Origin of the sequence: Streptomyces sp. ISL-100 (assembly GCF_018614615.1) — a bacterium.
Lineage (GTDB): Bacteria > Actinomycetota > Actinomycetes > Streptomycetales > Streptomycetaceae > Streptomyces.
In genome coordinates this window covers 1-23,830 of the sequence record NZ_JAGGOK010000057.1, presented here as the reverse complement: position 1 = coordinate 23,830, position 23,830 = coordinate 1, and the positions used below count along the sequence as shown (strand labels likewise).

Below are 23,830 nucleotides of genomic sequence, written 5' to 3'. Positions count from 1 at the left end.
ATACGGGGGACGGGATATCTGCTGACACTCAGACGTGCTGTGACACTCAAGACGACGTGAGGTGTACGCCATGGTGGCCCCGCCCGACAACGATGTGCTGTGGGCACGCTCCCTGCACTACTCCCACGGCGGATCCCCCGCCCTCACCGGCGTCTCGCTGGGAGTGCGCGAAGGCGAGATCCTCGCCGTCAGCGGTCCGCGCGGCTGCGGTAAGACAACCCTCCTGCGATGCCTCTCCGGGCAGCTGGTCCCGCAGCAGGGCGAGGTGTGGTTCAACAGCGCGCCCGTGCACACCATGAGCCCGGCCCTGCGCGAGCGCCTGCGCCGCGACCGCTTCGGCTGGATCGACCCCGAACCGGGGCTCGTACCGGAACTGAACGCCTGGGAGAACGCGGCCCTCCCGCTCCTCCTGCACGGCACCTCCCACCGCGCCGCGAAGAAGGCCGCCATGGAGTGGCTGGAGCGGCTCGACATCGGCATGGTCGCGCGCAAGCGCCCGGCCGCGCTCCTCCAGTCGCAGCGCCAGCGGATCGCCGTCGCGCGGGCGCTGGTCAGCGCCCCGTCGGTGCTGTTCGCGGATGAGCCGACGGCGTCGCTGCACCGCACCGACCGCGCCCAGGTCCTGCGTACGCTCACCACCGCGGCCCGCTCGCACGACATCACGGTCCTCCTCGCGACGCACGACGCGGAGGTGGCGGCGCTCGCGGACCGTACGGTGTCGCTGCTCGACGGGCGCCGCGTCAATTCCGTACAACTGGACGGCACCGACGGTGCGGAAGGCCGGGCCGCGTGCTCGCTCTCCGTCTAGCCCGCGGCAGCCACCCGCTGGTCCTGCTGCGGCGTCTGCTGGTCGCGGCGGCGTCGGGCGGCGTGGGTTTCCTGCTCCTGTGCACCCTGGGTTACGCCATGGGCCACCCCGAACAGTCGACGGCTTCGGTGCGGCGCCTGCTCTGGTGCCTGCCCCCGCTGGCGGCCACGGTGTACTTCGCGGTGGCGGTGGCCCGTACCGACCCGAGTACGAAACCGGCGCGCGCGGGGCTCTCCGGGGTGGGCCTCGGCCCGGTCCGCCTGGCGGCGCTCGCGGCCGTGTCCACGGCGGTCACCTGCACCCTGGGCAGCGCGCTCGCCCTCCTCTTCTTCCTCCACCTGCGCGGCGACCTCTCCGGCCTGCCGTTCGACGGTGCGCAGGCGGAGCTGCTGGCCGCGGGGCAGCCGTTGCCGCTGGCCGCCGCGCTCACCCTGCTGAGCGTGGTGCCGGTCGCGGCGGCGGGGGCGAGCGCCCTGTCGCTGCGCCCGCGCACCCCGAAGCACCCGGACGACCAGCCCTCAGGCCCCCTTGCCCCCACCGGCCTGCCGTGGGGCGTGGCCCTGGTCGCTGCGGGCCTCGCGGTCGAGACGTACGCGAGCCGCGGCACGCCCGGGGCCGCCCTCCTGCTGCCGGGCCGCCTGGAGTTGGTCCCGACCGGCGTCCTGGCCGGCTGGGCCCTCACCGCCCTCGGCCTGGCCATGGCGGGCCCGGGCCTGACGTACCTCTCCGGCCGCGTTCTGCAGTCCGTACGCCCCGGTGCGGTGCGGCTCCTGGCGGGCCGCGTCCTGATGGCCGAAGCCCGCCGCATCGGCCGGCCGCTGGGCGTGGTGTGCGCGGTGGCATCCGCGGCGATCGCGGGGGCAAGCCTGCACGGGGCCGCCCCGCCCCCCTTGGGCCCGCTGGCCGGCCTGGGCGCGGCGCTGGTGATGGGCTGCACGGTCGCCACGCTGCTGACGGCGACCCTGGAGGCGAAACAATCCCGCACCGCGACAACCGAAGCGCTGACCGGCCTGGGCACCCCGGCCCAGACCCTCCGCACGGCAGCAGCCCTGCGCGCGGCAGCCATCCTCACGATCTTCACGCCGGTAACCATCGCCCTGGCAGCCCTGGCAGCCTTCCCCTTGACCACGTGACCCCCTGCCCCCCCCTGACCGCCTGGCCACGTGACCACCTGGCCCAGCCCCCGGGCCACTGTCCCGCGCCACCCACCCCCTAGCATCTTCCGCGTGCCTCAACTCACGGACCACGACGCCCAGGACCCCGCCCACGATCGCGAGATCGAAACCCTCGCCGAGTTCGACGAAGCCGTCGCGCGCGGCTCGCTCGGCGGCTCCCGGGTCCAGGCCGTCGACCTGACGGCCCGTACGCCCGACCTCCTCGCCGTCGACACCGCCGGCGCCGTATTCCTCGGCTGCCCCATGCACCCCGACGGCCTCGCAAAGGTCCGGGCCGACGGCGCGCTCGTCTTCCCGCCCGTCCCCGACCTGCCCTTCGACCCGTACCGCGGGCTCCTCTACACGCCCGGCGCCCTCTTCGAGCACCTGGACGCGGGGTACGACGCCACGCCCGACGCCCTCGCCTACGCCTGGTTCCAGCGCACCAAGGCCGACGGCGACATATTCGCCTCGATGCTCCGCTCCATCCACGACGACGCCGTCTCCGACGCCCTCGATGAACACCTCGCCGGCGCGCGCGTCGTCGGCGTCATGGGCGGCCACGCCATGGCCCGCGGCACCAGCGCCTACGCCGGCGCCGCCCGCCTCGGCCGTACGCTCGCCCGCAGCGGCCTGACCGTCGCCACCGGTGGCGGCCCCGGCGCGATGGAGGCCGCGAACTTCGGCGCGTACATGGCCCCCTTCCAGGACGACGCCGCACTCGACGAGGCCCTCGAACTCCTCGCCAAGGTCCCGTCCTTCACCCCCTCGATCACCGACTGGGCCCGCGCCGCCTTCGACGTACGTGACCGCTGGCCGGCCGGCGGCGACTCCATCGGCCTCCCCACCTGGTTCTACGGCCACGAGCCCCCGAATGCCTTCGCCGGCCACATCGCCAAGTACTTCGCGAACGCCACCCGCGAGGACGGCCTCCTGGCACGCTGCAACGGCGGTGTCGTCTTCCTCCCCGGCGCGGCCGGCACGGTCCAGGAGATCTTCGACAACGCGACGCCCAACTACTACGAGTCGCGCGGCGAACCCACCCCCATGGTCCTCGTCAACCGCGCCCACTGGACCCAGAAGCTCCCCACCTGGCACCTCCTCCAGTCCCTGGCCAAGGGCCGCCCGATGGAATCCCGCATCGCCCTGGTCGACACCGTCGAAGAGGCCCCGGCGGCGCTCGCCCGTCTGTCGACCAAGTAGCCCGGCCCGGCCCGCCCGTCCGTCCCGGGATCCGACGATCCGAAGCCCGTCCGCCTTGAGCTGTTCGCTGTGACCGCCGCCTGTTACGGGCCACGGGGTGGGTCACCGGGCTACGGGTTCCGGTACGGCCCGCCCGCTCCCCGCGGTCGCACGGTCAGGCGCGACCATCGGCCTTGAGCAGCTCACCGTGATCGTCACCGGCGGAGGACCCCACCAGCACCACCACCTCCTCCGCCGCGAAGGCCACCCCCACCTGCGCCCCCTCCTCCGGCGCATCCCGCAACGCGCACTCCGCCTCCAGCAGCGGCGCGCCCACCGGCTGCAGCAGTACGGCGACATGGTTGCCCCGGAAAGTGCGCCCCGTCACCACGCACGGCAGCCCGTCCTCGGCCGGAACCATCCTGACGCCCGCCGGCCGGACCAGGAGACGCGCCTCCCCCTGCGCCGTCCCCGCCGGGACAGGGACCTTGCCCCACACCGTGTCGGCCGCCTCGCCACTGACCGTCGCCGCCACGACATTGTCGAAGCCCAGAAAGCGCGCGACGAACTCGGAGGCCGGCCGCTGCCAGACCTCCAGCGGCGTACCGGTCTGCGCGATCCGCCCCTCCCGCATGACCACCACCCGGTCGGCGAGCGCGAACGCCTCGCCCTGGTCGTGCGTGACGGCCAGCACGGTCGTACCCAGCCGCCCGAAGAGCTGACGCAGCTCCACGACAAGCCGCTCACGCAAGCCACGGTCCAACTGCCCCAGCGGCTCGTCCAGCATCAGCAGCTTCGGCTCCGGAGCGAGCGCCCGCGCCAGCGCGACCCGCTGCTGCTCACCGCCCGACAGCGTGCTGATCGCACGCCGCCCGGCGCCCGGCAGGCCGACCATCTCCAGCAGCTCACCGACCCGGCGTGCCTGTTCCGCCTTCCCCTGCCCCCGCATCCGAAGCCCGAAGGCGACGTTCCCGCCGACGTCCCGCTGCGGGAAGAGCTGATGATCCTGGAACATCAGGCCGACACCCCGCCGGTGCACCGGCACCCCGTGCTGGTCGCGCCCGTCGAGCAGCACCCGCCCGGCGTCCGCCGCCTGGAGCCCGGCGACCACCCGCAGCAGCGTGGACTTCCCGCTGCCGCTCGGCCCGAGCACGCACACGATCTCGTGGTCGGCGACCTCCAGGTCCACGGAGTCGAGCACCGCCCGCTTCCCGAACCGCACGGTCGCCCCGTCCAGCCGCAACATCTGAATCAGAACTCCCCGGATCCGGATCGGTCGGGCCGCATCCGCTCAAGCACCAGCAGCGACACCGCGCACACCACCATCAAAATCGTGCTCAGGGCCATCGCCTGCCCGTAGTTCAAATCCCCCGCCCGCCCCAGCAGCCGCGCCACAGCCACCGGCAGCGTCGGATTGTCGGGCCGCGCGATGAAGACGGTCGCCCCGAACTCGCCCAGCGATACGGCGAAGGCGAACCCGGCGGCGACCAGCAGCGCCCGCCGCACCATCGGCAGGTCGACCTCCCGCCACGCCCGCAGCGGTGAAGCCCCGAGCACCGCCGCCGCCTCGCGCAGCCGCGCGTCGACCGCCCGCAGTACGGGCAGCATCGTCCGTACGACGAACGGCACACCCACCAGCGCCTGAGCCAGCGGCACCAGAATCCACGACGTACGCAGATCCAGCGGCGGCCGGTCGAGCGTGATGAGGAAGCCGAAGCCCACCGTCACCGCCGACACCCCCAGCGGCAGCATCAGCAGCGCGTCGAAACCGCGCACCAGCCGCCCCGCCCGCCGGGTCAGGGCCGCCGCCGCGAGCCCGCCGACGACCAGCGCGATGGCGGTGGCCGCCAGGGCGTACTGGAGCGAATTCCACACCGCCTCCAGCGGCGGTACGAGAAAGGTGCCCCCGCTCGCGGCCGCCGACTGAAGCGCCCGGTAGTACCCGAACCCGTACCCGTCGGGCCCGTCCACCGACCGCTCGACGAGCACCCCGAGCGGCACCAGTATCAGGAGCACCACCGTCGCCAGGACTCCGCCGAGCAGCGCCCACTGCCCGGCCCCGCGCGGCGGCCGCGAGGTCTGCGCCGCGTCGACCAGCTTCAGCGCGCTCTCCCTGCGCCGTACGGTCCACGCGTGTACGGCAAGGATCGCGCCCACCGCGGCGAACTGCACCAGCGTGAGCACGGCAGCGGTCGGCAGGTCCAGGAACTGCGCGGTCTGCCGGTAGATCTCCACCTCCAGGGTGGAGTAGGCGGGCCCGCCGAGGATCTGCACGGTTCCGAAGGAGGTGAACGTAAACAGGAAGACCATCAGCGCGGCGGCCGCCACGGCCGGTACGAGCGCCGGCAGCGTCACCCGCCGCCAGGCGGCGAACCGCCCCGCGCCGAGCACCCGCGCCGCTTCCTCCTGGCGCGGGTCGAGCTGCGACCACAGGCCGCCCACGGTCCGTACGACCACCGCGTAGTTGAAGAAGACGTGGGCGAGGAGGATCGCCCATACGGTCGTGTCGAGCCGTACGCCCCACAGCTCGTCCAGCAGCCCGCCCCGCCCGAGCAGCGCCAGGAACGCGGTGCCGACGACGACCGTCGGCAGCACGAACGGCACAGTGATCACAGCGCGCAGCAGCTGCTTGCCGGGGAAGTCGAGCCGGGCGAAGACGTATGCCGCCGGAAGCGCGATCAGCAGCGTCAGCCCCGTCGAGGCGAGCGCCTGCCAGGTGGTGAACCACAGGACATCGGTGATGTCCGGATCGCCGAGCACCTCACCGATCCGGCCGAACTGCCAGACGCCGTCCACCTTGAGCCCGCGGCCGACGATCGCGGCCACGGGATAGGCGAAGAAGGCCGCGAAGAACGCGACGGGCAGGGTCAGGAGACCGAGCCGCACCGCGCTCCCGCGCACGTTCCTGGTCGCCTTTGTTACTTCAGGACGAGCGAGGACCACGACTTGACCCACTGCTCACGGTTGTCGGCGATCTTGTCCGGGGCCACGGTCTGCGGCTTGTCGACGACCACACCGTGCTTCGTGAACAGCTCGGGCAGCTTCGCGTCCTTGACCACCGGGTTCACGAACATGTTCAGCGGCATGTCCTCCTGGAACTTCTTCCCGATGAGGAAGTCGATGAGCGCCTTGCCGCCCTCCTCGTTCTTCGCCCCGGTCAGCAGTCCGGCGAACTCGGTCTGCCGGAAGCAGGTGCCGGTCGCGACGCCGGTCGGCGCCTCCTTGGGCTGCGGCTCGGCGTACAGCACCTCGACGGGCGGGCTGGAGGCGTACGAGACGACGAGCGGCCGGTCCGCCTTGGCCTTCTTGCCGCCGGCGGAGCCGGAGAACTCCTCGTTGTAGGCCTGCTCCCAGCCGTCGACGACCTTGACGCCATTCGCCCTGAGCTTCTTCCAGTAGCCCTGCCAGCCGTCGTCGCCGTACTGACCGACCGTGCCGAGCAGGAAACCGAGGCCGGGCGACGAGGTCGCGGCGTTCTCGGTGACGAGGAGGTTCTTGTACGCCGGCTTGATCAGGTCGTCGAAGGACTTCGGCGGCGCGAGCTTCTTGTCGGCGAAGTACTTCTTGTCGTAGTTGACGCAGATGTCGCCGGTGTCGACGGGCGTGACGCGGTGCTTGTCGCCGTCGAGCTGAACATCTTCCGGTACCGCGTCGAGCCCCTTGGCCTCGTACGGCGTGAAGATGCCGTTGTCGAGGGCGCGTGAGAGCAGCGTGTTGTCGACGCCGAAGAAGACGTCGCCCCGCGGGGAACCCTTGGTCAGGATCTCCTGGTTGAGGGCGGCGCCCGCGTCCCCGCTCTTGAGGACCTTGACCGTGTAGCCGGTCTCCTTGGTGAACGCCTTCAGTACGGCGTCGGAGGCGTTGAAGGAGTCGTGGCTGACGAGCGTCACGGTCTTGGACTTCTGCTGCCCGTCGCCGGACCCGGATTCGTCCTTGCCCCCGCACGCGGCGAGCGTCGAGACGCCGAGGGCGGCGGCCAGCGCGGTGACCGCGAACTTCTTGGTGGTGCTCACTGAATTCCTCCTGGGATGGCACATCCAGGAAGAGACGCGGCCCTGCCCGCAGAAAACGGGCAGGGCGCAACAGCTCGAGTAGTGACCGAACTTCCTACCCAGAATGACCTGGGCAAGGTTCAGAGGGTCTGCGGCGTACCGCACTCTCAGCGCTGTGGCGCTCCCCTGTCGGAATATGTAAATGTGCGGCCCACGTTACACGGGCCCTCTCACCGGCCTATCGCTCGGTGGCCGCCAGCTGCCCGCACGCTCCGTCGATCTCCTGACCACGGGTGTCCCGTACGGTCACGGGCACGCCATGAGCTGCGATCGCCTCGACGAACGCCTTCTCGTCCTCGGGACGGGACGCGGTCCACTTCGAACCCGGGGTCGGGTTCAGCGGGATCAGGTTGACGTGCACCCGCTTGCCCTTGAGGAGGCGGCCCAGCAGGTCACCGCGCCACGCCTGGTCGTTGATGTCGCGGATCAGGGCGTACTCGATGGAGATCCGGCGGCCGGACTTCTCGGCGTACTCCCACGCCGCGTCCAGGACCTCCCGCACCTTCCAGCGCGTGTTGACCGGCACGAGGGTGTCGCGCAGCTCGTCGTCGGGCGCGTGCAGCGAGACGGCGAGGCGGCACTTGAAGCCCTCGTCGGCGAACCGCAGCATCGCCGGCACCAGGCCCACGGTCGACACGGTGATGCCGCGCTGCGACAGCCCGAGCCCGTCCGGCTCCGGGTCGGTCAGCCGGCGAATCGCACCGACCACACGCTTGTAGTTGGCGAGCGGCTCACCCATGCCCATGAAGACGATGTTGGACAGCCGCGCGGGGCCGCCGGGCACTTCGCCGTCGCGCAGGGCGCGCATGCCGTCCACGATCTGGTGCACGATCTCGGCGGTCGACAGATTGCGGTCGAGACCGGCCTGCCCGGTCGCGCAGAACGGACAGTTCATGCCGCACCCGGCCTGCGACGAGATGCACATCGTGACCCGGTCCGGGTAACGCATCAGGACGGACTCGACGAGCGTCCCGTCGTGCATCTTCCACAGGGTCTTGCGGGTGGTGTCGTCGTCGCAGCTGACGTGCCGCAGCACGCTCATCAGCTCGGGCAGCAGCTCCGCCTGGAGCTTCTCGCGCGAGCCGGCGGGGATGTCGGTCCACTCCGCCGGGTCGTGCGCGTACCGCGCGAAGTAGTGCTGCGAAAGCTGCTTGGCGCGGAACGGCTTCTCACCGATCGCGGCCACGGCCTCGCGGCGCTCGGCGGGCGTGAGGTCGGCGAGGTGCCGCGGGGGCTTCTTGGCTCCGCGCGGCGCGACGAAAGTGAGTTCTCCAGGTACAGGCATGGTTCTTCCAGTGTGGCAGACGGCCTGGGGTACTCACGGTCGTCGCCTGCTGAAGGGCCACCGACAGCCCCCGCGGCGCGTGCATCAGTGACGCATCCCACCCGCGCCAGGGCCGGTGGCGGTCATACCGGTCGCTTCCAAGCCTTTGTACTTGGTTGCTGTACGGCTTGGGCGGCACGGCGCGCATGGGCGAGGTTGTCGCGGCTGGCCAGGGTGTGGGGGTGGGTGTCGCCGAGGACCCGCTCACGCTGGGCGAGGGTGGTCTCGTACAGCGGGACGGCACGCTCCAGGTCCCCCGCCGACTCGTAGGCCCCGGCGAGGTTGCTGCGACTGGTCAGGGTGTCGGGGTGGGTCTCGCCGAGCACATGCTCACGCCGGGCGAGGGTGGTCTCGTACAGCGGGACGGCACGCTCCAGGTCCCCCGCCGACTCGTAGGCGACAGCAAGCGGAAACGCCAAAACCGCCATGCCCCGGAGGCATGGCCCTACCAGTGCCGCAGACATACGCAAAGGGTCCGCCGCCCAGTGGACGACGGACCCCTCACATGAACAAAACGCAGGTCAGCCCGTACCCACGAAGATCACCAGCAACAGCCAGACCACCGGAGCCGTGGGCAGCAGTGAGTCCAGCCGGTCCATGATTCCGCCGTGGCCCGGGAGCAGCGTGCCCATGTCCTTGATGCCGAGATCGCGCTTGATCATGGACTCGCCGAGGTCACCGAGCGTCGCACTCGCGGCCACCACGAAACCGATCAGCAGTCCCTGCCACCACGTCCCGCCGTCCACGAGGAACTCCATGCACAGCGCGCCCGCCGCCATCGCGAAGGCAACCGCGCCGCCCAGTCCTTCCCGGGTCTTCCCGGGGCTGATGCGCGGCGCGAGCTTGTGCCTGCCGAAGCGCCAGCCCACGGCGTACGCCCCGGTGTCGCTGACCACCGTCAGCAGCAGGAAGGTGAGCACCCGCTGCGCACCGTCGTCGGCCGCCAGCATCATCGCGACGAAAGTCGCCAGGAACGGCACGTAGAACGCCGCGAAGACGCCCGCCGTAACGTCCTTGAGGTAGCCCTCGGGAGACTCGGTCATCCGCCAGATCAGCACCGCGAGCGCGGTGAGCGCCATGGCGACCCACGCACCCTCCGCGCCCCTGACGTACCCGGCCACGATCATCGCCGCGCCGCCGACCGCGAGCGGCACCAGCGGAGCCTTGATCCCCTTGCGCTCTTCCAGCCGCGAGGTCAGCTCCCACAGCCCGACCACCACGGCGACCGTTATCACGCCCACGAAGGCGGCTTTCCAGATGAACAGCGACGCGACGATCACCACGCCGAGTCCCGCGCCCACCCCTATGGCGGCACGCAGATCACGCCCCGCACGCTTCTTCTGCGGGGGCTGCGGCGGGGTGGGCATGGGCTCCTCGGGCGGCACGATGGGCATGGGGCGAGTCTGCTCGGCCTGCTGCGCATCGTAGGCGGGACCCGCCGGGGCAGGCCCCTGGTCGGAGGGTCCCCACGCGGCGGCGTAACCGCCCCGCGCCGGGGCCCCCCAGGAAGAGTCGTTCATCAGACCTCGAGCAGCTCGGCTTCCTTGTGCTTCAGCAGCTCGTCCACCTGCGCGGCGTACTTCGCGGTGGTGTCGTCGAGCTCCTTCTCCGCACGGCGGACCTCGTCCTCGCCGGACTCCTTGTCCTTGACGAGCTTGTCGAGGGTCTCCTTGGCCTTGCGGCGGACGGCGCGGATCGAGATCTTGGAGTCCTCGGCCTTGGTCTTGGCGACCTTGATGAACTCCTTGCGGCGGTCCTGCGTCAGCTCGGGGAACGTCACCCGGATGATGTTGCCGTCGTTGCTGGGGTTGACGCCCAGGTCGGAATCGCGGATCGCCTGCTCGATGTTGCGCAGCGCGCTCTTGTCGAACGGCGTCACGATCGCCATCCGCGCCTCGGGGACCGAGAACGAGGCCAGCTGGTTGATCGGCGTCAGCGCACCGTAGTAGTCGGCCACGATCTTGTTGAACATCGCCGGGTGCGCACGGCCGGTGCGGATCGCGGCGAAGTCCTCCTTGGCCACCACGACGGCCTTCTCCATTTTCTCCTCGGCCTCGAGGAGGATTTCTTCGATCACCACTGCTCCTGCATGTCTTGAGTGGGCCCGGAACTCAGCATTCAGGCCCGGCGTAACCCGCGTCTTGTCCTGCACGGTGTCCGACCGCCAGGGCTTTGTCTATCCCCTCACAGGGCGCTGCCGGATCAGCTCCGGGTGCCCTGAGCGCTCACGAGAGTGCCGATCTTCTCACCCTTGACGGCGCGCGCGATATTACCCTCGGCCAGCAGCTCGAAGACAAGGATCGGAAGCGCGTTGTCGCGGCAGAGGGTAATGGCAGTGGCGTCTGCGACCTTGAGGTCGCGGGAGAGCACCTCGCCGTACTCCAGCGCGTCGAACTTCACCGCGTCCGGGTTCTTCTTGGGATCGGAGTCGTAGACGCCGTCCACACCGTTCTTGCCCATGAGCAGGGCCTCGGCGTCGATCTCCAGGGCGCGCTGCGCAGCGGTGGTGTCCGTGGAGAAGTACGGCATGCCCATACCGGCGCCGAAGATGACGACGCGGCCCTTCTCCAGGTGGCGTACGGCCCGCAGCGGGATGTACGGCTCCGCGACCTGGCCCATGGTGATGGCGGTCTGGACGCGGGAGTCGATGCCCTCCTTCTCCAGGAAGTCCTGGAGGGCGAGGCAGTTCATGACCGTACCGAGCATGCCCATGTAGTCCGAGCGTGCCCGGTCCATGCCGCGCTGCTGGAGCTCGGCACCACGGAAGAAGTTGCCGCCGCCGATGACGACGGCGATCTCGGCGCCGTCGCGTACGACCGCGGCGATCTCGCGCGCCATCTTGTGCACGACGTCGGGGTCGACGCCGAGCCCTCCACCGCCGGCGAACGCCTCACCGGACAGCTTCAGCATGAAGCGGCCGACCTTTTTGCCGTTGTCGATCTTGTCGTCGGCAGACTGTTTGGCGTCCGCGCCCTGTTTCATGGAGATCTCCTCGTGCACATACGAAGAAGGCCATTGCCGGTGGATCCTCGCGGTTCCCTCACGGCAATGGCCTCCTCGTCAGATCTGCGGTCGTCCGGCGCGCACGCGGACGACTGCGTCAGACCCTATCGGGGTCTTGGGTCGATCGCGTACGGACTCAGCCGCCGACGCGGATGCGCGCGAAGCGCTTCAGCGTGACGCCGGCCTCGTCCAGAACCTTCTGGACGGACTTCTTGTTGTCCTTGGCGAACGGCTGCTCCAGCACGACGACGTCCTTGAAGAAGCCGTTGACACGGCCTTCGACGATCTTCGGCAGAGCCGCCTCGGGCTTGCCCTCCTCGCGCGAGGTGGCCTCGGCGACGCGACGCTCGTTCTCGACCGTCTCGGCCGGGACCTCGTCACGGTTCAGGTACTTCGGCGAGAACGCGGTGATGTGCTGAGCGACATCCTTCGCGATCTCGGCAGCGTTGTCGGCCGCCTTGTCCAGCTCGACCAGCACGCCGACCTGCGGCGGGAGGTCGGGCATGGTGCGGTGCATGTACGCCGCCACGTAACCGCCGGTGAACTGCACGAAGCGGTCCAGGACGATCTTCTCGCCGAGGTTGGCGTTGGCCTCGTCGACGTACGCCTGGACGGTCTTGCCGGGCTCGATCTCGGAGGCGAGCAGCGCCTCGACATCGGCCGGGGACGTCTTGGCGACGTGGGCGGCCAGCGCGTTGGCGACGGCCTGGAACTTGTCACCCTTGGCGACGAAGTCCGTCTCGCACTTCAGCTCGAGCAGGACGCCGGAGGTCTTGTCCTCGGAGATGAGGGAGACAACGGCACCGTTCTCGGCAGAACGGCCTTCGCGCTTGGCGACGCCCTTCTGACCCTTGATACGCAGGGCCTCCACGGCCCCGTCGACGTTGCCCTCGGCCTCGTCGAGCGCCTTCTTGCAGTCCATCATGCCGGCGCCGGTGAGCTCACGGAGCTTCTTGACGTCCGCGGCGGTGTAGTTCGCCATGATCTGTGAATCTCTCTCGAAGTCGAAGCGAAGATCTACGGGTGGCGGCGGGGGCGGGCGCTCGTCGCGCCCTCCCCCGCCGTCGTCAACCGTGACGGGTGTCAGGCCTGCTCAGCCTCGGCGGCCGGGGCAGCAGCCTCGTCGGCCTTCTCGGCGTCGGCGGCCGGAGCGGCAGCCTTCTCCTCGGCCTCAGCCTCGGCGGCAGCCGGGGCCTCGGCGGCGGCGGCGTCGGCGGCCGGAGCGGCCTCGTCAGCCTTCTTGTCGCCCTCGAGCAGGTCGCGCTCCCACTCGGCGAGCGGCTCGGCGGCGGCCTTCTCGCCCGGCTTCTGGTCGCCGGTCGCGGCGCCGGAACGGGCGATGAGGCCCTCGGCGACGGCGTCGGCGATCACGCGGGTGAGCAGGGTGACGGAGCGGATCGCGTCGTCGTTGCCCGGGATCTTGTAGTCGACCTCGTCGGGGTCACAGTTGGTGTCGAGGATCGCGACGACCGGGATGTGGAGCTTGCGCGCCTCACCGACGGCGATGTGCTCCTTCTTGGTGTCCACGATCCAGACGGCGCTGGGCACCTTGGACATCTCGCGGATACCGCCAAGGGTCTTCTCCAGCTTGGTCTTCTCGCGGGAGAGGACCAGGAGCTCCTTCTTGGTGAGGCCGGACGCGGCCACATCCTCGAAGTCGATCTGCTCAAGCTCCTTCAGACGCTGAAGGCGCTTGTAGACGGTGGAGAAGTTGGTCAGCATGCCGCCGAGCCAGCGCTGGTTGACGTAGGGCATGCCCACGCGCGTCGCCTGCTCGGCGATCGCTTCCTGCGCCTGCTTCTTGGTGCCGACGAACATGATGGAGCCGCCGTGGGCGACGGTCTCCTTGACGAACTCGTAGGCGCGGTCGATGTACGACAGCGACTGGAGCAGGTCGATGATGTAGATGCCGTTGCGCTCCGTGAAGATGAATCGCTTCATCTTCGGGTTCCAACGACGGGTCTGGTGACCGAAGTGGACGCCGCTTTCCAGCAGCTCCCGCATCGTGACGACGGCCATGGCCGTACTCCTTGAGTTACTCGGTTTGCCGCGACCGCAGGATTGCGGTCACGCCTGACGCCCCATGCGCCGTGCCACGAGGGACCGAGCGGCGCGGCCACCGACCGCAGAGAGGGTGTGGTGGCGGGGCGTGCGAAGTCGACCCGGTGACCCGGATCGCCACAAGAAGTGTACGGGACCTACGCAGTGCCGGGTGACGGCGATGTCCACAACCAGCCGCCAATCCACAGATCGGGGCCATGATCCCCACGAATTGCCCCATCGCGCGACGGTTCGGTCATGCACCCCATGACTGCGCTGGTACTGATCCTCATGACCGCGATGTCCACCCGACTCCCGGCGGCGGCGGTGTGGCCGGTGGGCGAGCGCCCCTTGGTCGTACGCGCCTGGGAGCCACCCCCGTCCCCGTACGCGGCAGGCCACCGCGGCGCGGACCTGGCGGCGGGACCAGGGGACCTGGTACGGGCGTCATCCTCCGGCCGGGTCTCGTTCGCGGGGCCGGTAGCCGGACGCGGAGTCCTGTCCATCACCCTGCCGGACACGGGCGACCCACCCCTGCGCACGACGTACGAACCGGTGCGCGCGCTGGTGGCGAAGGGCGACGAGGTAACCGCGGGCCAAGTGGTGGCCGTACTCCAGCCGGGCCCGTTCCACTGCCCGTCCGCCTGCCTCCACTGGGGCCTACTCCGAGCCAAGACCTACCTGAACCCATTGACGCTGCTCCCACCCCATTCGCTCCACCGGGGTCCGCCACGCCTCCTGCCGGTCTTCGGCGTACCGGAAGCCACAGGAACGACTGATGAGCTGCACACGACAGCGCCAGCCGGGCAAAAGCAGCCCGTCCGGCGTTTGTGGACACACCCGGAGGACGCCCGGGGCCCGGGGTCCGGGACGGAGCCCCTCACGCGGCGGAGCCGCAAATGTCACAGCGGGAAGGGGCGGGGTGGCCGCGGACGCGAGCCGAGGGTCAGCCCTGGACGCCCCGCAGCGCCATAGCCACAGCCGTATCCGCGATCACGCCCGGATCCTCGGCCGCACCAAGCTCAATACGCCGCACGGCAGCGTCAACAACGCCCTGCAGCATCATCGCCGCCAGCCGAGGCTGCTCGTGCCCCAGCTCCCCCAGCGCCGCGACGATCATCGTCACCAGCCCACCGTGCGCAGCGCGGATCTTCTCCCGCGCACCCGCATCGAGCTCACTCGCCGAGATCGCGACGACGGCCCGGTGACGCCGGTCGCCAACCAGAACCAGCTGCGCCCGCACATACGCCTCGACCTTGCCCGCCGGCGTATCCGCCGACTCCATGGCGTTCTCGACCTCCGCAGCCCAAACCGGGAAGTCGACCGCACACAGCTCCTCGACCACAGAGGCCCGCGATCGGAAGTACTCGTACACGGACGACCGGGCGAGCCCGGTGCGCTCAGCGAGGGCGGGGAAGGTCAGCGCTTCCGTACCGCCTTCGGACAGCAGGGAGCGGGCGGCGTCCAGCAGGGCGCCGCGCTGCATTGTCCGGTGCTCGGCCACCGAGGCCGCTCGAATCCTTGGCACGGTCCCACTCTACGGATGAGCCGCCGCGATGACGACGTAACCGACGACGTAACGGACGACTCAACGAGCGCGGCAGGGACGATTCAGCGCCGGAGTCAACGCCCCGCGTCGGCCAGCTTCGCCCTCAGCTGGAGGACCGATTTCGTGTGGATCTGGCTGACCCGGCTCTCGGTAACGCCCAGCACATTGCCGATCTCAGCCAGCGTGAGGCCTTCGTAGTAGTACAGCGTGACCACAGTCTTCTCCCGCTCGGGCAGCGTATTGATCGCCCGGGCCAGCAGCCGGCGCAACTCACGGTCCTCGGCCACCTCGACCGGGTTGTCGGCGTGCGTGTCCTCCAGCGTGTCCATGAGACTCAGCCGGTCACCGCCCTCACCCCCGGCGTGCAGCAGCTCCTCCAGGGCGACGACGTTCGCCAGCGACAACTGGCTGAAAACAGCGTGCAGTTCTTCCAGCAGGATGCCCATCTCCGAGGCGACTTCGCTCTCGGAGGGCGTACGGCGCAACTGCGCCTCCAGCGTCGTGTAAGCGCGCTCGACCGCCTTGGCCTTCTGCCGCACCGAACGGGGGATCCAGTCCAGCGCCCGCAGTTCGTCGATCATGGCGCCGCGGATGCGCGTGATCGCGTACGTCTCGAACTTGATCGACCGCTCGATGTCGAACTTCTCAATGGCGTCGATGAGCCCGAAGACTCCGGAGGAGACGAAGTCGGCCTGCTCGACATTGGGCGGCAACCCGACGCTCACCCGCCCCGCGACGTACTTCACCAGCGGCGAGTAGTGCAGGATCAGCTGCTCCCGCAGCCTCTCGTCGCCCGTGGTCTTGTACGACCGCCACAACTCGTCGACCGACGAGGGTGCGGCGGGCCGCACGCTGCCACGCGCCGCGTGTGGCACTGCCGCGCGGTCAGACCCGGAGGTGTGCTGGGGCATGCGTTGCCTTGAGCCGTTCTGCTGTGACGTCGGGGGAATGGTGCGTCTGGGCGGGAACCTCGTGAGCGTAGCGTGACTGAGGTGTCGCAGTCCGCGCAGGATATGGGATGCCCCCCTTCAAGTTGAATGCCGTCAGGCACGCCCCTCCCCGGGGCCGTCAACGTGTACGACAGCCCCGGGAAGCGGTCCGGGAGGGCTGAGAAGGTCATGAGCAGTACCTTTTCACCCGAATGCCGCTGGTCAAGTACCGCCTCGCCCCACATTCGCATGGTGCATGGCTCCGGGCGTCAACTGCCAGCCGTCACCCCGCCGTTCAACGAACCCCAAGGAGTGCAGTTCGTACAGCTTGCCGAGCGCGTCGTCGGGGGTGGTCCCCGCTGACCGGGCGACGCCGCGCGCGTCGACGGAGCCCCGGGCCGGCAGGGACTCCAGTACGAGTGCCGCGACCGGATCCAGCAGATCCCTGGGCAGTACGGGCCCCCGGCGCGCCGGGGCCAGATCGCCGATGTCACCGACCAGCTCCACCACCTCCGCGGCGTCCGTGACCAGCACGCCCTCGCCCCGCAGGAGTTCGTGCACGCCCGCCGAGAGTCCACTGGTGGCGGGGCCCGGCACGCCCATCGTGAAACGCCCGAGCCGCTGCGCGCTGCGCGCCGTGACGAGCGAGCCACTGCGGTACTCCGCCTCCACGACGACGGTGCCCCGGGTAAGGGCCGCGATCACCCGGTTCCTGAGGATGAACCGGCTGGGCGTGGGATGCCCTCCGGGCGGCAACTCCCCGACCACCAGGCCCTGTTCCGCGATACGCCCGATCAACTCCGCATGTCCGCGCGGATACACCACGTCGACCCCGCACGCCAGCACCGCCACGGTGGCGCCCCCAGCGGCCAGCACCCCCCGATGGGCGGCGCCGTCAACGCCGAACGCCGCCCCGGACACCACGACCCAGCCGCGCTCCGCGAGCCCGGCGCCCATTGACGCCGCCATGTGTGCGCCGTACGACGTGCAGGCCCGGGCCCCGACGAGGGCGACGGACCGCAGCGCCCACATCCGCAGATGCGGCCGCCCCCGCACCCACAGCCCGACCGGTCTGCCGTCACCCAGGTCGTCGAGTTGCCCGGGCCACTCCTCGTCGCCGGGGCAGACGAAGCGGCCGCCGACCTCCGCCACTGCCGCCAGGTCACGCGCGGGGTCGGCGGCCGCCGCCCGCATCCGGTAGCCGCCGAGCCGCTTCCCCGTCACGCCGGTGAGCACCTCGGCCGCTTCGTCGAAATCGAGCGAGGTGAGCCTGCGCATCAGCTCCACCGGCCCACACTCCCGAAGCCACCGCCCGCCGACCTCGTCCCCGGGCTCAACGACCCGCGTCAACGCCGCCCGCGCCAGCCGCTCCAGATCCCCCACTGCCTGGCCGGCTCCCTGACCCACGCCAGCAACCGCCCCCTCGACCGTTCCCGCACCGGATTCCCCGACCGTCTGCTCGCCCGCGCCCCCGCTCACCCCGCGCCTCCCATCAGCGCAGGCGCGCCCCGCGCGATCCCCGTACGCAGCTCCAGCGCCAGGTCGACATGGCGTGCGTCGGGCCGGTCGCTGCCCGCCAGGTCGGCGACGGTCCAGGCCACCCGCAACACCCGGTCGAGACCACGGGCCGTCAGCAGCCCGCGCTCCATGTCCCGCTCGGCCGCGCCGAGGGCGCCGGCCACCGGCTGCCAGCGCGTACGCAGCTCATACCCCGGCACGTCACTGTTGGTGTTCCACGGGGTGCCTTCCAGCCGCGCAGCCGCCCGCGCCCGCGCTTCCCGCACCCGTTCCGCGACCACCGCCGTCGGCTCGCCCCGGCCGCCCTGGCCCAGCAGATCGGCCCGCTGTACCGGCTCCACGCCCACCCGCAGGTCGACCCGGTCCAGCAGCGGCCCCGACAGCCGCGCCTGGTACTTGCGGATCACCGACGGCGGGCACTCGCACCCCGAGCCGTTCAGGGTGTGCCGTCCGCACGGGCACGGATTGGCCGCCAGGACCATGAGGAACCGGGCGGGCAGCCGCACCACACCCCCGCTGCGCGCCACCACCACATGCCCGGACTCCAGCGGCTGACGCAAGGAGTCCAGGGCCCGCCCGCTGAATTCTGGAGCCTCGTCCAGAAAGAGAATCCCGCGGTGCGCCAGCGAGACGGCCCCCGGCCTCGGCAGTCCGTTGCCGCCGCCCACCAGCGACTGCATCGTCGCCGAATGGTGCGGGGCGCAGTACGGCGCTGTCCTGACCAGCGGCTCGCCGGGCGGCAGGATGCCCGCCACCGAGTGCACGGCGGTCACCTCCAGCGACTCCTGCCTGGTCAGCGGCGGCAGGACGGCCGGCATCCGCTCCGCCAGCATCGTCTTGCCCGCGCCCGGCGGCCCGTGGAGCAGCAGATGGTGGCCTCCCGCGGCAGCGACTTCAAGGGCGGTACGAGCCGCGTGCTGCCCCGCGACATCCGCGAGGTCCGGGCCGCCGTCACCCCCGCCCCCTCGGTCACCGATGGCCAGCCCGGTACCCACCCCGGCGCCCGGCACCATCAGCCCCGCCAGCATGGCGTCGGGCCGCCCTTCCTCGTCCCCCGCCTCCTCCGGCACTTCGGCCCCGGTCAGTACGGCGATGAGCTGGCGCAGGCTCCGCACGCCGAGAACCGAGACTCCGGGCACCAACCCGGCCTCCGCCGCCGTCAGTTCCGGTACGACGACCTGCCGGTACCCGGCTTCGGCCGCGGCGAGGACGGCAGGCAGGATGCCGCGCACCGGCCGGACCCGCCCGTCAAGTCCCAGCTCCCCGATCATCACCAGATCGGCGATCTCTCTGGGATCGATACGCTCCGCCGCCCCCAGCACGGCCACGGCGACGGCGAGATCAAACCCGCTGCCGCTCTTGGGTACGAAGGCCGGGCTGAGCCCCACAGTGAGCTTCTTCTGCGGCCAGTCGGCGCCGGAGTTGACCACCGCCGCCCGCACCCGGTCCCGGCTCTCGACCAGGCTTTTGTCCGGCAGCCCCACCAGCGTGAAGGCGGCCACTCCCGGCTCCAGGTCCGCCTGGACCTCCACCACCACACCCTCGACCCCGACCAGGGCCACCGAGCACGTGCGCGCGAACCCCATCACGCCACCCCCCGCGCATGCTCGACGACGGGTGCCCCGCGCCGGGGCAGCACCACCCCGACAAGGTCGATACGCACCCCGCCCGGCGGCGGTCCTCCGTGCTCGTGCGTCCAGCGCTCGGCGAGGCGGCGCAGACGCTCGGCCTTCGTGGTCCTGACGGCCTGCATCGGGTGCTCGAACGGTCCGGCTCTGCGGGTCTTGACCTCGCAGATGACCAGTGAATCGCCGTCCCGGGCGACGATGTCGATCTCTCCCGCCCGGCAGCGCCAGTTGCGCTCCAGGACGGTCATTCCGGCCTCGACCAGCCTGCGTACCGCGAGATCCTCGCCGTACCGGCCGAGTGCTCCTGTGGCATTCTTCGCGTTCATCGGTTCCACCTCCGGAACCGAATGTGCCGCGATCACCGCCAACTAGTGGATCTTGGTGGACAACCCGCCAGTTGTGGACAAGTCAGCCACTCGGAAGCTCGAGATCGCTCTTGTTGAGCTCCTCGATATTTACGTCCTTGAACGTCAGTACCCGCACCTGCTTGACGAACCTGGCCGGCCTGTACATGTCCCAGACCCAGGCGTCCGCCATGGAAACTTCGAAGAAGACCTCACCCTGGACCGAGTGCACCTGCATCTCGTAGTCATTCGTGAGGTAGAAACGCCGCTCGGTCTCGATCACGTATTTGAACAGACCGACGACATCGCGGTACTCCCGGTAGAGCTTCAGCTCCATCTCGGTCTCGTACTTCTCGAGGTCCTCGGCGCTCATGGCATGTTCCCCTTCAGCCTTGCGTCCCCCTATTGTGCGCCAGCCCCGTGCGCCCCTATGCGACTTCCGGGGCCAAGACCATCGGCGTACCAGGAGGACCCTCGTCGAGCAGCGTACGCAGCAGCCCGGCGAGCTTGATGGGGTACACCGTCTCACGCGTCGCGGACAGTTCGGCGGAGGTCCACCACCTCAGCCCCGCGACGCTCCGCAGCTCCAGTCCGGTCAGCCCGTCCAGCACCGTCTCGGTCCGCGTCGTACGGGCCAGGTAGAACCATTCGTCCTGGTCCCAGCGCCGCCCGTCGAACACGAACGAGCAGTGCCGCTGCCAGATCACCGGGCCGAGCTCGACCTCTGTGATCCCCGTCTCCTCCGCGAGCTCGCGCAGCGCGGCCTCGGCGCGCGTCTCGTCGCCCTCCAGCCCGCCGCCCGGCGTGAACCACCAGGTCACCGCAGGGTCCTCCGGCTCGTACCCGTGCATCAGCAGGACGCGGTCGTCCGGGTCGAGCAGGATCACCCGCGCGACCTTCCGAAGCTGTACCGGCTCCCGCGCCGCTGTTTCCGATTCCACAGTCGCCTCACCGTCCACCGGTACCCGCCTTCCGCCGCCCGACCCGCTTCGCGACAGGTCCGTACGCCGCCCCGCCGAAGATCAGCACCACACCGGCGGCGACAGCCGCCAGCACCTGAGCGACCGGTCCGGGCTGGGAAACCCCGCCGGGCAGTGCCTCAAAGGAGTCCGGCCGGTCGAGAATCCCGCCCCACGGCCAGGCAACGGCATCGACGCGCGCGTCCACCTTGCCCACCGGGACCGTTCCCTTCCCGGCGTCCTCGATGTGCCCCCGCGAGTCCACTGACGTACGCCGCTCGTCACCCAGCAGGAACAGATGCCCCTCGGGCACCTCGGAGGTGAAGGGAGTGGTCGACGCCGGCTCCCCGCCCGCCAGGTACGGCTCATCGAGGGGCTTGCCGTTCAGCGTCAGCCGGCCGTCCTTGCCGCAGCAGGCGACCTTGTCGCCGCCGATGCCGACCACGCGCTTGACCATCGGCAGATCGCCCCACACGGAGTCGGTGAAGATCACCACGTCTCCGCGCCGCACCTCGCCGCCGTCTATTCGCTGCGCGAGCACCCGGTCCCCCGCCTTGATGGAGGGCGTCATCGAATCGGTCGGCACCGTGTACGGCTTGTACTGCACAGCTCCCCAGGCGAAGCCGCCGAGGAAGAGCACACAGCCGACGGCCACGGCCAGCCCGGACAACGCGTTGCCGAGCCGGCCGCGGCCGCCTTCTCTACGTCCTGTTCCGCCCATCGCAGCGCTCCCCACCTCGGAGATCGAAAATCGCTGATCCGAGCGGCACCCTACCCGGCGGTACGCCCGCCGGTCAGCCTCCGCCTGCGCCACAGCACCAGCGGCACCGCTCCCGCGAGCCCCATCGCCCCGGGCGCCGCCATGGCGACACCGGCGGCGTTGAGACCCTGCTGGTCGAACGTGCCCGGAACCGGCAGCGTGGACCAGCGGTTGACCGGCCACGCCACCACGATGGCGCGCCCGACGACCTCGTCGTTCGCGACCGTGCCGTGACCCGGCAGCTCCTGGTGGTAACGCGAGTCCAGCGAGTTCTGGCGGTGGTCGCCCATCACCCAGATCCGGCCGTCCGGCACCTTGAGCGGCCCGAAGGGCTCGTCGTTGCACGGAGTGTCACCGGGGAAGATGTACGACTTCTCGTCGAGCGCCTTCCCGTTGACCTTGACCGGCCCGTTCTTCTTGCACTCGACCGTGTCCCCGCCGACCGCGATGACCCGCTTGATCAGGTCCTTCTCCTCCGCGGACGGCATCAGGCCGATGAAGCTGAGGAACTTCTGTACGACGTTCGGGTCCGGTGCCGCGGTGGTCTCGAGCCAGCCGCCCGGGTCGTGGAACACCACGACCTCGCCCCGCTCCGGCTCGGAGCCGAACCACGGTGTCAGTTTGTCGACCAGCACTCGGTCGCCCCGCTGCAAGGTGTCCTGCATCGAGTCCGAGGGGATCGAGAACGCCTGCACCAGGAAGGTCTTGATCAGCAACGCGAGCAGGAGCGCGATGCCGATCAGCAGCGGCAGCTCCTTCCAGAACGAGCGCGGCTTCTTCGGCCCCGCGCCCTCGCCACTGCTGTCGCTGCTGCTCGGGTCTTCACCCCGTACGTCATCGCTCACGGCTGCGGGTGACTCCGGTCGTTCCTCGGGCTCGTCGCGTTCGGATCGTGCGCCGACCGCCAAATCCCCCACATCCACTCCTTACTCCGTTCCACCGCCCACGCCAAACCTGACGCAGGCCCACCACTCCCATAACGAGCGGGAGTTCCGCAGGGGTCGGGAGCAGGATCATCGCGTTCGGATCCTGGGACGACACCCTATTCGACGGGCCGGTGGCGGACGTCGCCCCGCCGCGCGGATCAGGAACGCTCGCGTACGTCTCGGGCTCCTCCAGCTTCCGCCAGTGGCTGAACGGCCACGCGATGACGACGGCCCGCCCGACGACCTCCTCCTCCCCGACCGTGCCCTCGAACTTCTCGTCCAAGTGGAAACGGGAATCGGCCGAGTTCGACCGGTGGTCCCCCATCACGAACAGCCGCCCGGCGGGCACCTTCACATCGAACGCCAGGTCAGAAGGACGGTCGCCCGGATTCAGATACGGCTCCGCGAGCGGTACGCCGTTGACGGTGACCCGCCGGTCCTTGTCGCAGCACTTGACGGTGTCCCCACCGACCGCGACCACTCGCTTGATGAGGTCCTGTTCGTCCTCGGACGGCAGCAGCCCGATGAAGGTCAGGCCGTCCTTGATCTGCTTGACGACGACCGGGTCGTCCTTGATGTCGGTCTTCTCTTCCTTCAGCCAGCCGCCGGGGTCCTTGAAAACCACGACATCACCGCGCTCCGGCTTGGATCCGAACCACGGTGTCAACTTGTCGACCAGCACCCGGTCGCCGATCCGGATCGTCTGCTCCATCGAGCCCGACGGGATCACGAAGGCCTGCACCAGGAAGGTCTTGAGTACGAGCGCGATCAGCAGCGCCACCGTTATCAGGATCGGTATCTCTTTGACGGCCGACCTCTGCCGCCGCCGCTTGACCCGCCGCGCCAGCTTGCGCCGGTCCGCCCGCCCCGGCAGCGCGGGCCCGCTCGTCGGCCGCGTACCCGTGGGCAGCCGGGTGTCCGCACGGTGGCTCGCCCGTGCCCGCCCCCGGTTACCCATGGGACCCGACCGGCCCCGGCGCGCGTACGTCCGTATAGGCGTCCGGCCGCTCCAGCGAGCCCCAGCGGCCCGCCGGCCAGCCGATCCAGTCCGCCCGCCCCACGACCTTCTCGACGGGCACCATGCCTCCGCCCGGCTCACCCAGATGGTCCCGGGAGTCGCGGGAGCGCGATCTGTGGTCACCCATGACCCACAGCGTCCCCTGCGGTACGACGACGTCGAACGGGACCCGCGACGGGGCGTCGCCCGGATACAGGTACTCCTCGTCCACCGGCCGGCCGTTCACCTCGGCCCTCCCCCGCTTGTCGCAGCACACGACCCGGTCGCCCCCCACGCCCACCACGCGCTTGATGTAGTCGGTCTCGGCGGGCTCGGCCAGTCCCACGGCCGCGGCCGCCCACCGCACCAGCCCGGTGACCGGATTCCCGGCGGGCGCCTCTCGGACGAAGGACCCCGTGCCGTCGAAGACGACCACATCACCGCGCTGCGGTACGGAATCGAAACGGTACGCCAACTTGTTGACGAGCACCCGGTCGCCGATCTCCAGGGTGGGCTGCATCGAGCCACTGGGGATGAGGAAGGGCTGCATGACGAAGGTGCTGAAGAGCAGCAGAAAAGCCGCGCACGCGGCGCCGAGCAGAGCCGGCCGGCGCCACGGGGCGTCGAGAAAACGCGCGGAGCGTGACCGCTCTTCCG

The 23,830-nt window shown here is 70.2% G+C and carries 25 protein-coding genes and 1 riboswitch; of the genes, 4 read left to right on the top strand and 21 right to left on the bottom strand.

All coding sequences use genetic code 11. The annotated features are described in order from the left end of the window. Positions 1-70: 70 nt before the first annotated feature. The 3 genes from J7E89_RS25465 (at position 71) to J7E89_RS25455 (ending at position 3,165) form a co-directional block, all read left to right on the top strand. Positions 71-808 carry an ABC transporter ATP-binding protein gene (locus tag J7E89_RS25465; RefSeq protein ID WP_214976766.1) on the top strand — a complete coding sequence of 246 codons (738 nt, stop codon included), beginning with the start codon at positions 71-73 and terminating at the stop codon, positions 806-808. Then, positions 790-1,941, top strand: a complete 1,152-nt coding sequence (locus tag J7E89_RS25460) for a hypothetical protein (protein WP_214976765.1) — start codon at positions 790-792, stop codon at positions 1,939-1,941. Before J7E89_RS25465 ends, J7E89_RS25460 begins: the two co-directional genes overlap by 19 nt. Before the next feature lie 93 nt (positions 1,942-2,034). Further along, positions 2,035-3,165 (top strand): LOG family protein, encoded by a 1,131-nt coding sequence (locus J7E89_RS25455; protein WP_214976764.1) that lies wholly within the window; start codon positions 2,035-2,037, stop codon positions 3,163-3,165. A 154-nt stretch (positions 3,166-3,319) separates the two neighbouring features. Here the strand turns inward: J7E89_RS25455 and J7E89_RS25450 are convergent, their stop codons facing one another. The 10 genes from J7E89_RS25450 to rpsB form a co-directional block, all read right to left on the bottom strand. Beyond that, positions 3,320-4,390 carry an ABC transporter ATP-binding protein gene (locus tag J7E89_RS25450; RefSeq protein ID WP_214976763.1) on the bottom strand — a complete coding sequence of 357 codons (1,071 nt, stop codon included), beginning with the start codon at positions 4,388-4,390 and terminating at the stop codon, positions 3,320-3,322. Between the two features lie 5 nt (positions 4,391-4,395). Further along, the gene (locus tag J7E89_RS25445) at positions 4,396-6,030 is read right to left on the bottom strand and encodes an iron ABC transporter permease (RefSeq protein ID WP_214976791.1); all 1,635 of its coding nucleotides are present in this window, start codon (positions 6,028-6,030) and stop codon (positions 4,396-4,398) included. 32 nt (positions 6,031-6,062) lie between these two features. Continuing rightward, positions 6,063-7,157: a thiamine ABC transporter substrate binding subunit gene (locus J7E89_RS25440; RefSeq protein WP_214976762.1), complete on the bottom strand. Its 1,095-nt coding sequence runs from the start codon at positions 7,155-7,157 to the stop codon at positions 6,063-6,065. A gap of 73 nt (positions 7,158-7,230) precedes the next feature. Next, a riboswitch (TPP riboswitch) is annotated at positions 7,231-7,334 on the bottom strand. A gap of 40 nt (positions 7,335-7,374) precedes the next feature. Next, positions 7,375-8,481 (bottom strand): 23S rRNA (adenine(2503)-C(2))-methyltransferase RlmN, encoded by a 1,107-nt coding sequence (gene rlmN, locus J7E89_RS25435; RefSeq protein WP_214976761.1) that lies wholly within the window; start codon positions 8,479-8,481, stop codon positions 7,375-7,377. Between the two features lie 122 nt (positions 8,482-8,603). After that, entirely contained in the window at positions 8,604-8,948 is a 345-nt protein-coding gene (locus tag J7E89_RS25430) for a tetratricopeptide repeat protein (RefSeq protein WP_251061063.1), read from the bottom strand. Between the two features lie 93 nt (positions 8,949-9,041). After that, a complete protein-coding gene (locus tag J7E89_RS25425) occupies positions 9,042-10,040 on the bottom strand; it encodes a phosphatidate cytidylyltransferase (protein WP_214976759.1) in 999 nt (332 codons plus the stop codon). Further along, complete coding sequence (gene frr / locus J7E89_RS25420; RefSeq protein ID WP_214909381.1) at positions 10,040-10,597, bottom strand: ribosome recycling factor; 558 nt, start codon at positions 10,595-10,597, stop codon at positions 10,040-10,042. Before frr ends, J7E89_RS25425 begins: the two co-directional genes overlap by 1 nt. A 125-nt stretch (positions 10,598-10,722) precedes the next feature. Then, the gene (pyrH, locus tag J7E89_RS25415; RefSeq protein ID WP_214976758.1) at positions 10,723-11,502 is read right to left on the bottom strand and encodes a UMP kinase; all 780 of its coding nucleotides are present in this window, start codon (positions 11,500-11,502) and stop codon (positions 10,723-10,725) included. Positions 11,503-11,659: 157 nt separating this feature from the next. Beyond that, complete coding sequence (tsf, locus tag J7E89_RS25410) at positions 11,660-12,505, bottom strand: translation elongation factor Ts (protein ID WP_214976757.1); 846 nt, start codon at positions 12,503-12,505, stop codon at positions 11,660-11,662. Positions 12,506-12,606: 101 nt separating this feature from the next. Continuing rightward, positions 12,607-13,542 carry a 30S ribosomal protein S2 gene (gene rpsB / locus J7E89_RS25405; RefSeq protein ID WP_214976756.1) on the bottom strand — a complete coding sequence of 312 codons (936 nt, stop codon included), beginning with the start codon at positions 13,540-13,542 and terminating at the stop codon, positions 12,607-12,609. Positions 13,543-13,821: 279 nt separating this feature from the next. Here rpsB and J7E89_RS42080 point away from each other — a divergent pair, with 279 nt between their 5' ends. Further along, positions 13,822-14,538 carry a M23 family metallopeptidase gene (locus J7E89_RS42080; protein ID WP_214976755.1) on the top strand — a complete coding sequence of 239 codons (717 nt, stop codon included), beginning with the start codon at positions 13,822-13,824 and terminating at the stop codon, positions 14,536-14,538. On the opposite strand, the gene J7E89_RS25395 is transcribed toward J7E89_RS42080, so the two are convergent. From J7E89_RS25395 to lepB (J7E89_RS25345), 11 genes are all read right to left on the bottom strand, one after another. Continuing rightward, a complete protein-coding gene (locus tag J7E89_RS25395) occupies positions 14,510-15,067 on the bottom strand; it encodes a TetR/AcrR family transcriptional regulator (RefSeq protein ID WP_214976790.1) in 558 nt (185 codons plus the stop codon). The genes J7E89_RS42080 and J7E89_RS25395 overlap by 29 nt on opposite strands. Positions 15,068-15,186: 119 nt before the next feature. Further along, on the bottom strand, positions 15,187-16,023 hold the full coding sequence (gene whiG / locus J7E89_RS25390) for an RNA polymerase sigma factor WhiG (protein WP_214976754.1): 837 nt from the start codon (positions 16,021-16,023) through the stop codon (positions 15,187-15,189). A 240-nt stretch (positions 16,024-16,263) separates the two neighbouring features. Continuing rightward, the gene (gene dprA / locus J7E89_RS25385; protein WP_374196880.1) at positions 16,264-17,520 is read right to left on the bottom strand and encodes a DNA-processing protein DprA; all 1,257 of its coding nucleotides are present in this window, start codon (positions 17,518-17,520) and stop codon (positions 16,264-16,266) included. Further along, on the bottom strand, positions 17,517-19,145 hold the full coding sequence (locus J7E89_RS25380) for a YifB family Mg chelatase-like AAA ATPase (RefSeq protein ID WP_214976753.1): 1,629 nt from the start codon (positions 19,143-19,145) through the stop codon (positions 17,517-17,519). The genes dprA and J7E89_RS25380 overlap by 4 nt, the downstream gene beginning before the upstream one ends. Continuing rightward, the gene (locus J7E89_RS25375; protein ID WP_214976752.1) at positions 19,145-19,513 is read right to left on the bottom strand and encodes a YraN family protein; all 369 of its coding nucleotides are present in this window, start codon (positions 19,511-19,513) and stop codon (positions 19,145-19,147) included. The genes J7E89_RS25380 and J7E89_RS25375 overlap by 1 nt, the downstream gene beginning before the upstream one ends. Before the next feature lie 82 nt (positions 19,514-19,595). After that, positions 19,596-19,904: a DUF2469 domain-containing protein gene (locus J7E89_RS25370; RefSeq protein WP_003993268.1), complete on the bottom strand. Its 309-nt coding sequence runs from the start codon at positions 19,902-19,904 to the stop codon at positions 19,596-19,598. Positions 19,905-19,959: 55 nt separating this feature from the next. After that, positions 19,960-20,472 (bottom strand): NUDIX hydrolase, encoded by a 513-nt coding sequence (locus J7E89_RS25365; RefSeq protein ID WP_214976751.1) that lies wholly within the window; start codon positions 20,470-20,472, stop codon positions 19,960-19,962. A 7-nt stretch (positions 20,473-20,479) separates the two neighbouring features. After that, positions 20,480-21,211, bottom strand: a complete 732-nt coding sequence (gene lepB, locus J7E89_RS25360) for a signal peptidase I (protein WP_214976750.1) — start codon at positions 21,209-21,211, stop codon at positions 20,480-20,482. A gap of 50 nt (positions 21,212-21,261) precedes the next feature. Further along, positions 21,262-22,158 (bottom strand): signal peptidase I, encoded by an 897-nt coding sequence (lepB, locus tag J7E89_RS25355; protein ID WP_214976788.1) that lies wholly within the window; start codon positions 22,156-22,158, stop codon positions 21,262-21,264. Further along, entirely contained in the window at positions 22,085-23,134 is a 1,050-nt protein-coding gene (gene lepB / locus J7E89_RS25350; RefSeq protein ID WP_214976749.1) for a signal peptidase I, read from the bottom strand. The genes lepB (J7E89_RS25355) and lepB (J7E89_RS25350) overlap by 74 nt, the downstream gene beginning before the upstream one ends. Next, positions 23,127-23,830: signal peptidase I (lepB, locus tag J7E89_RS25345; RefSeq protein WP_251061062.1), on the bottom strand; the 704-nt coding region annotated here is incomplete at its 5' end. The genes lepB (J7E89_RS25350) and lepB (J7E89_RS25345), both read right to left, overlap by 8 nt.

Bases quoted from the DNA above. Each gene is read 5' to 3' on its own strand.
- J7E89_RS25375 (WP_214976752.1), bottom strand. From the start codon at position 19,513: ATGAACGCGAAGAATGCCACAGGAGCACTCGGCCGGTACGGCGAGGAT.
- J7E89_RS25425 (WP_214976759.1), bottom strand. From the start codon at position 10,040: ATGAACGACTCTTCCTGGGGGGCCCCGGCGCGGGGCGGTTACGCCGCC.
- tsf (WP_214976757.1), bottom strand. From the start codon at position 12,505: ATGGCGAACTACACCGCCGCGGACGTCAAGAAGCTCCGTGAGCTCACC.
- rpsB (WP_214976756.1), bottom strand. From the start codon at position 13,542: ATGGCCGTCGTCACGATGCGGGAGCTGCTGGAAAGCGGCGTCCACTTC.
- lepB (WP_214976750.1), bottom strand. From the start codon at position 21,211: ATGGGCGGAACAGGACGTAGAGAAGGCGGCCGCGGCCGGCTCGGCAAC.
- J7E89_RS25450 (WP_214976763.1), bottom strand. From the start codon at position 4,390: ATGTTGCGGCTGGACGGGGCGACCGTGCGGTTCGGGAAGCGGGCGGTG.
- rlmN (WP_214976761.1), bottom strand. From the start codon at position 8,481: ATGCCTGTACCTGGAGAACTCACTTTCGTCGCGCCGCGCGGAGCCAAG.
- J7E89_RS42080 (WP_214976755.1), top strand. From the start codon at position 13,822: ATGCACCCCATGACTGCGCTGGTACTGATCCTCATGACCGCGATGTCC.
- J7E89_RS25465 (WP_214976766.1), top strand. From the start codon at position 71: ATGGTGGCCCCGCCCGACAACGATGTGCTGTGGGCACGCTCCCTGCAC.
- J7E89_RS25430 (WP_251061063.1), bottom strand. From the start codon at position 8,948: ATGGCGGTTTTGGCGTTTCCGCTTGCTGTCGCCTACGAGTCGGCGGGG.
- whiG (WP_214976754.1), bottom strand. From the start codon at position 16,023: ATGCCCCAGCACACCTCCGGGTCTGACCGCGCGGCAGTGCCACACGCG.
- J7E89_RS25370 (WP_003993268.1), bottom strand. From the start codon at position 19,904: ATGAGCGCCGAGGACCTCGAGAAGTACGAGACCGAGATGGAGCTGAAG.
- lepB (WP_214976749.1), bottom strand. From the start codon at position 23,134: ATGGGTAACCGGGGGCGGGCACGGGCGAGCCACCGTGCGGACACCCGG.
- pyrH (WP_214976758.1), bottom strand. From the start codon at position 11,502: ATGAAACAGGGCGCGGACGCCAAACAGTCTGCCGACGACAAGATCGAC.
- J7E89_RS25380 (WP_214976753.1), bottom strand. From the start codon at position 19,145: ATGGGGTTCGCGCGCACGTGCTCGGTGGCCCTGGTCGGGGTCGAGGGT.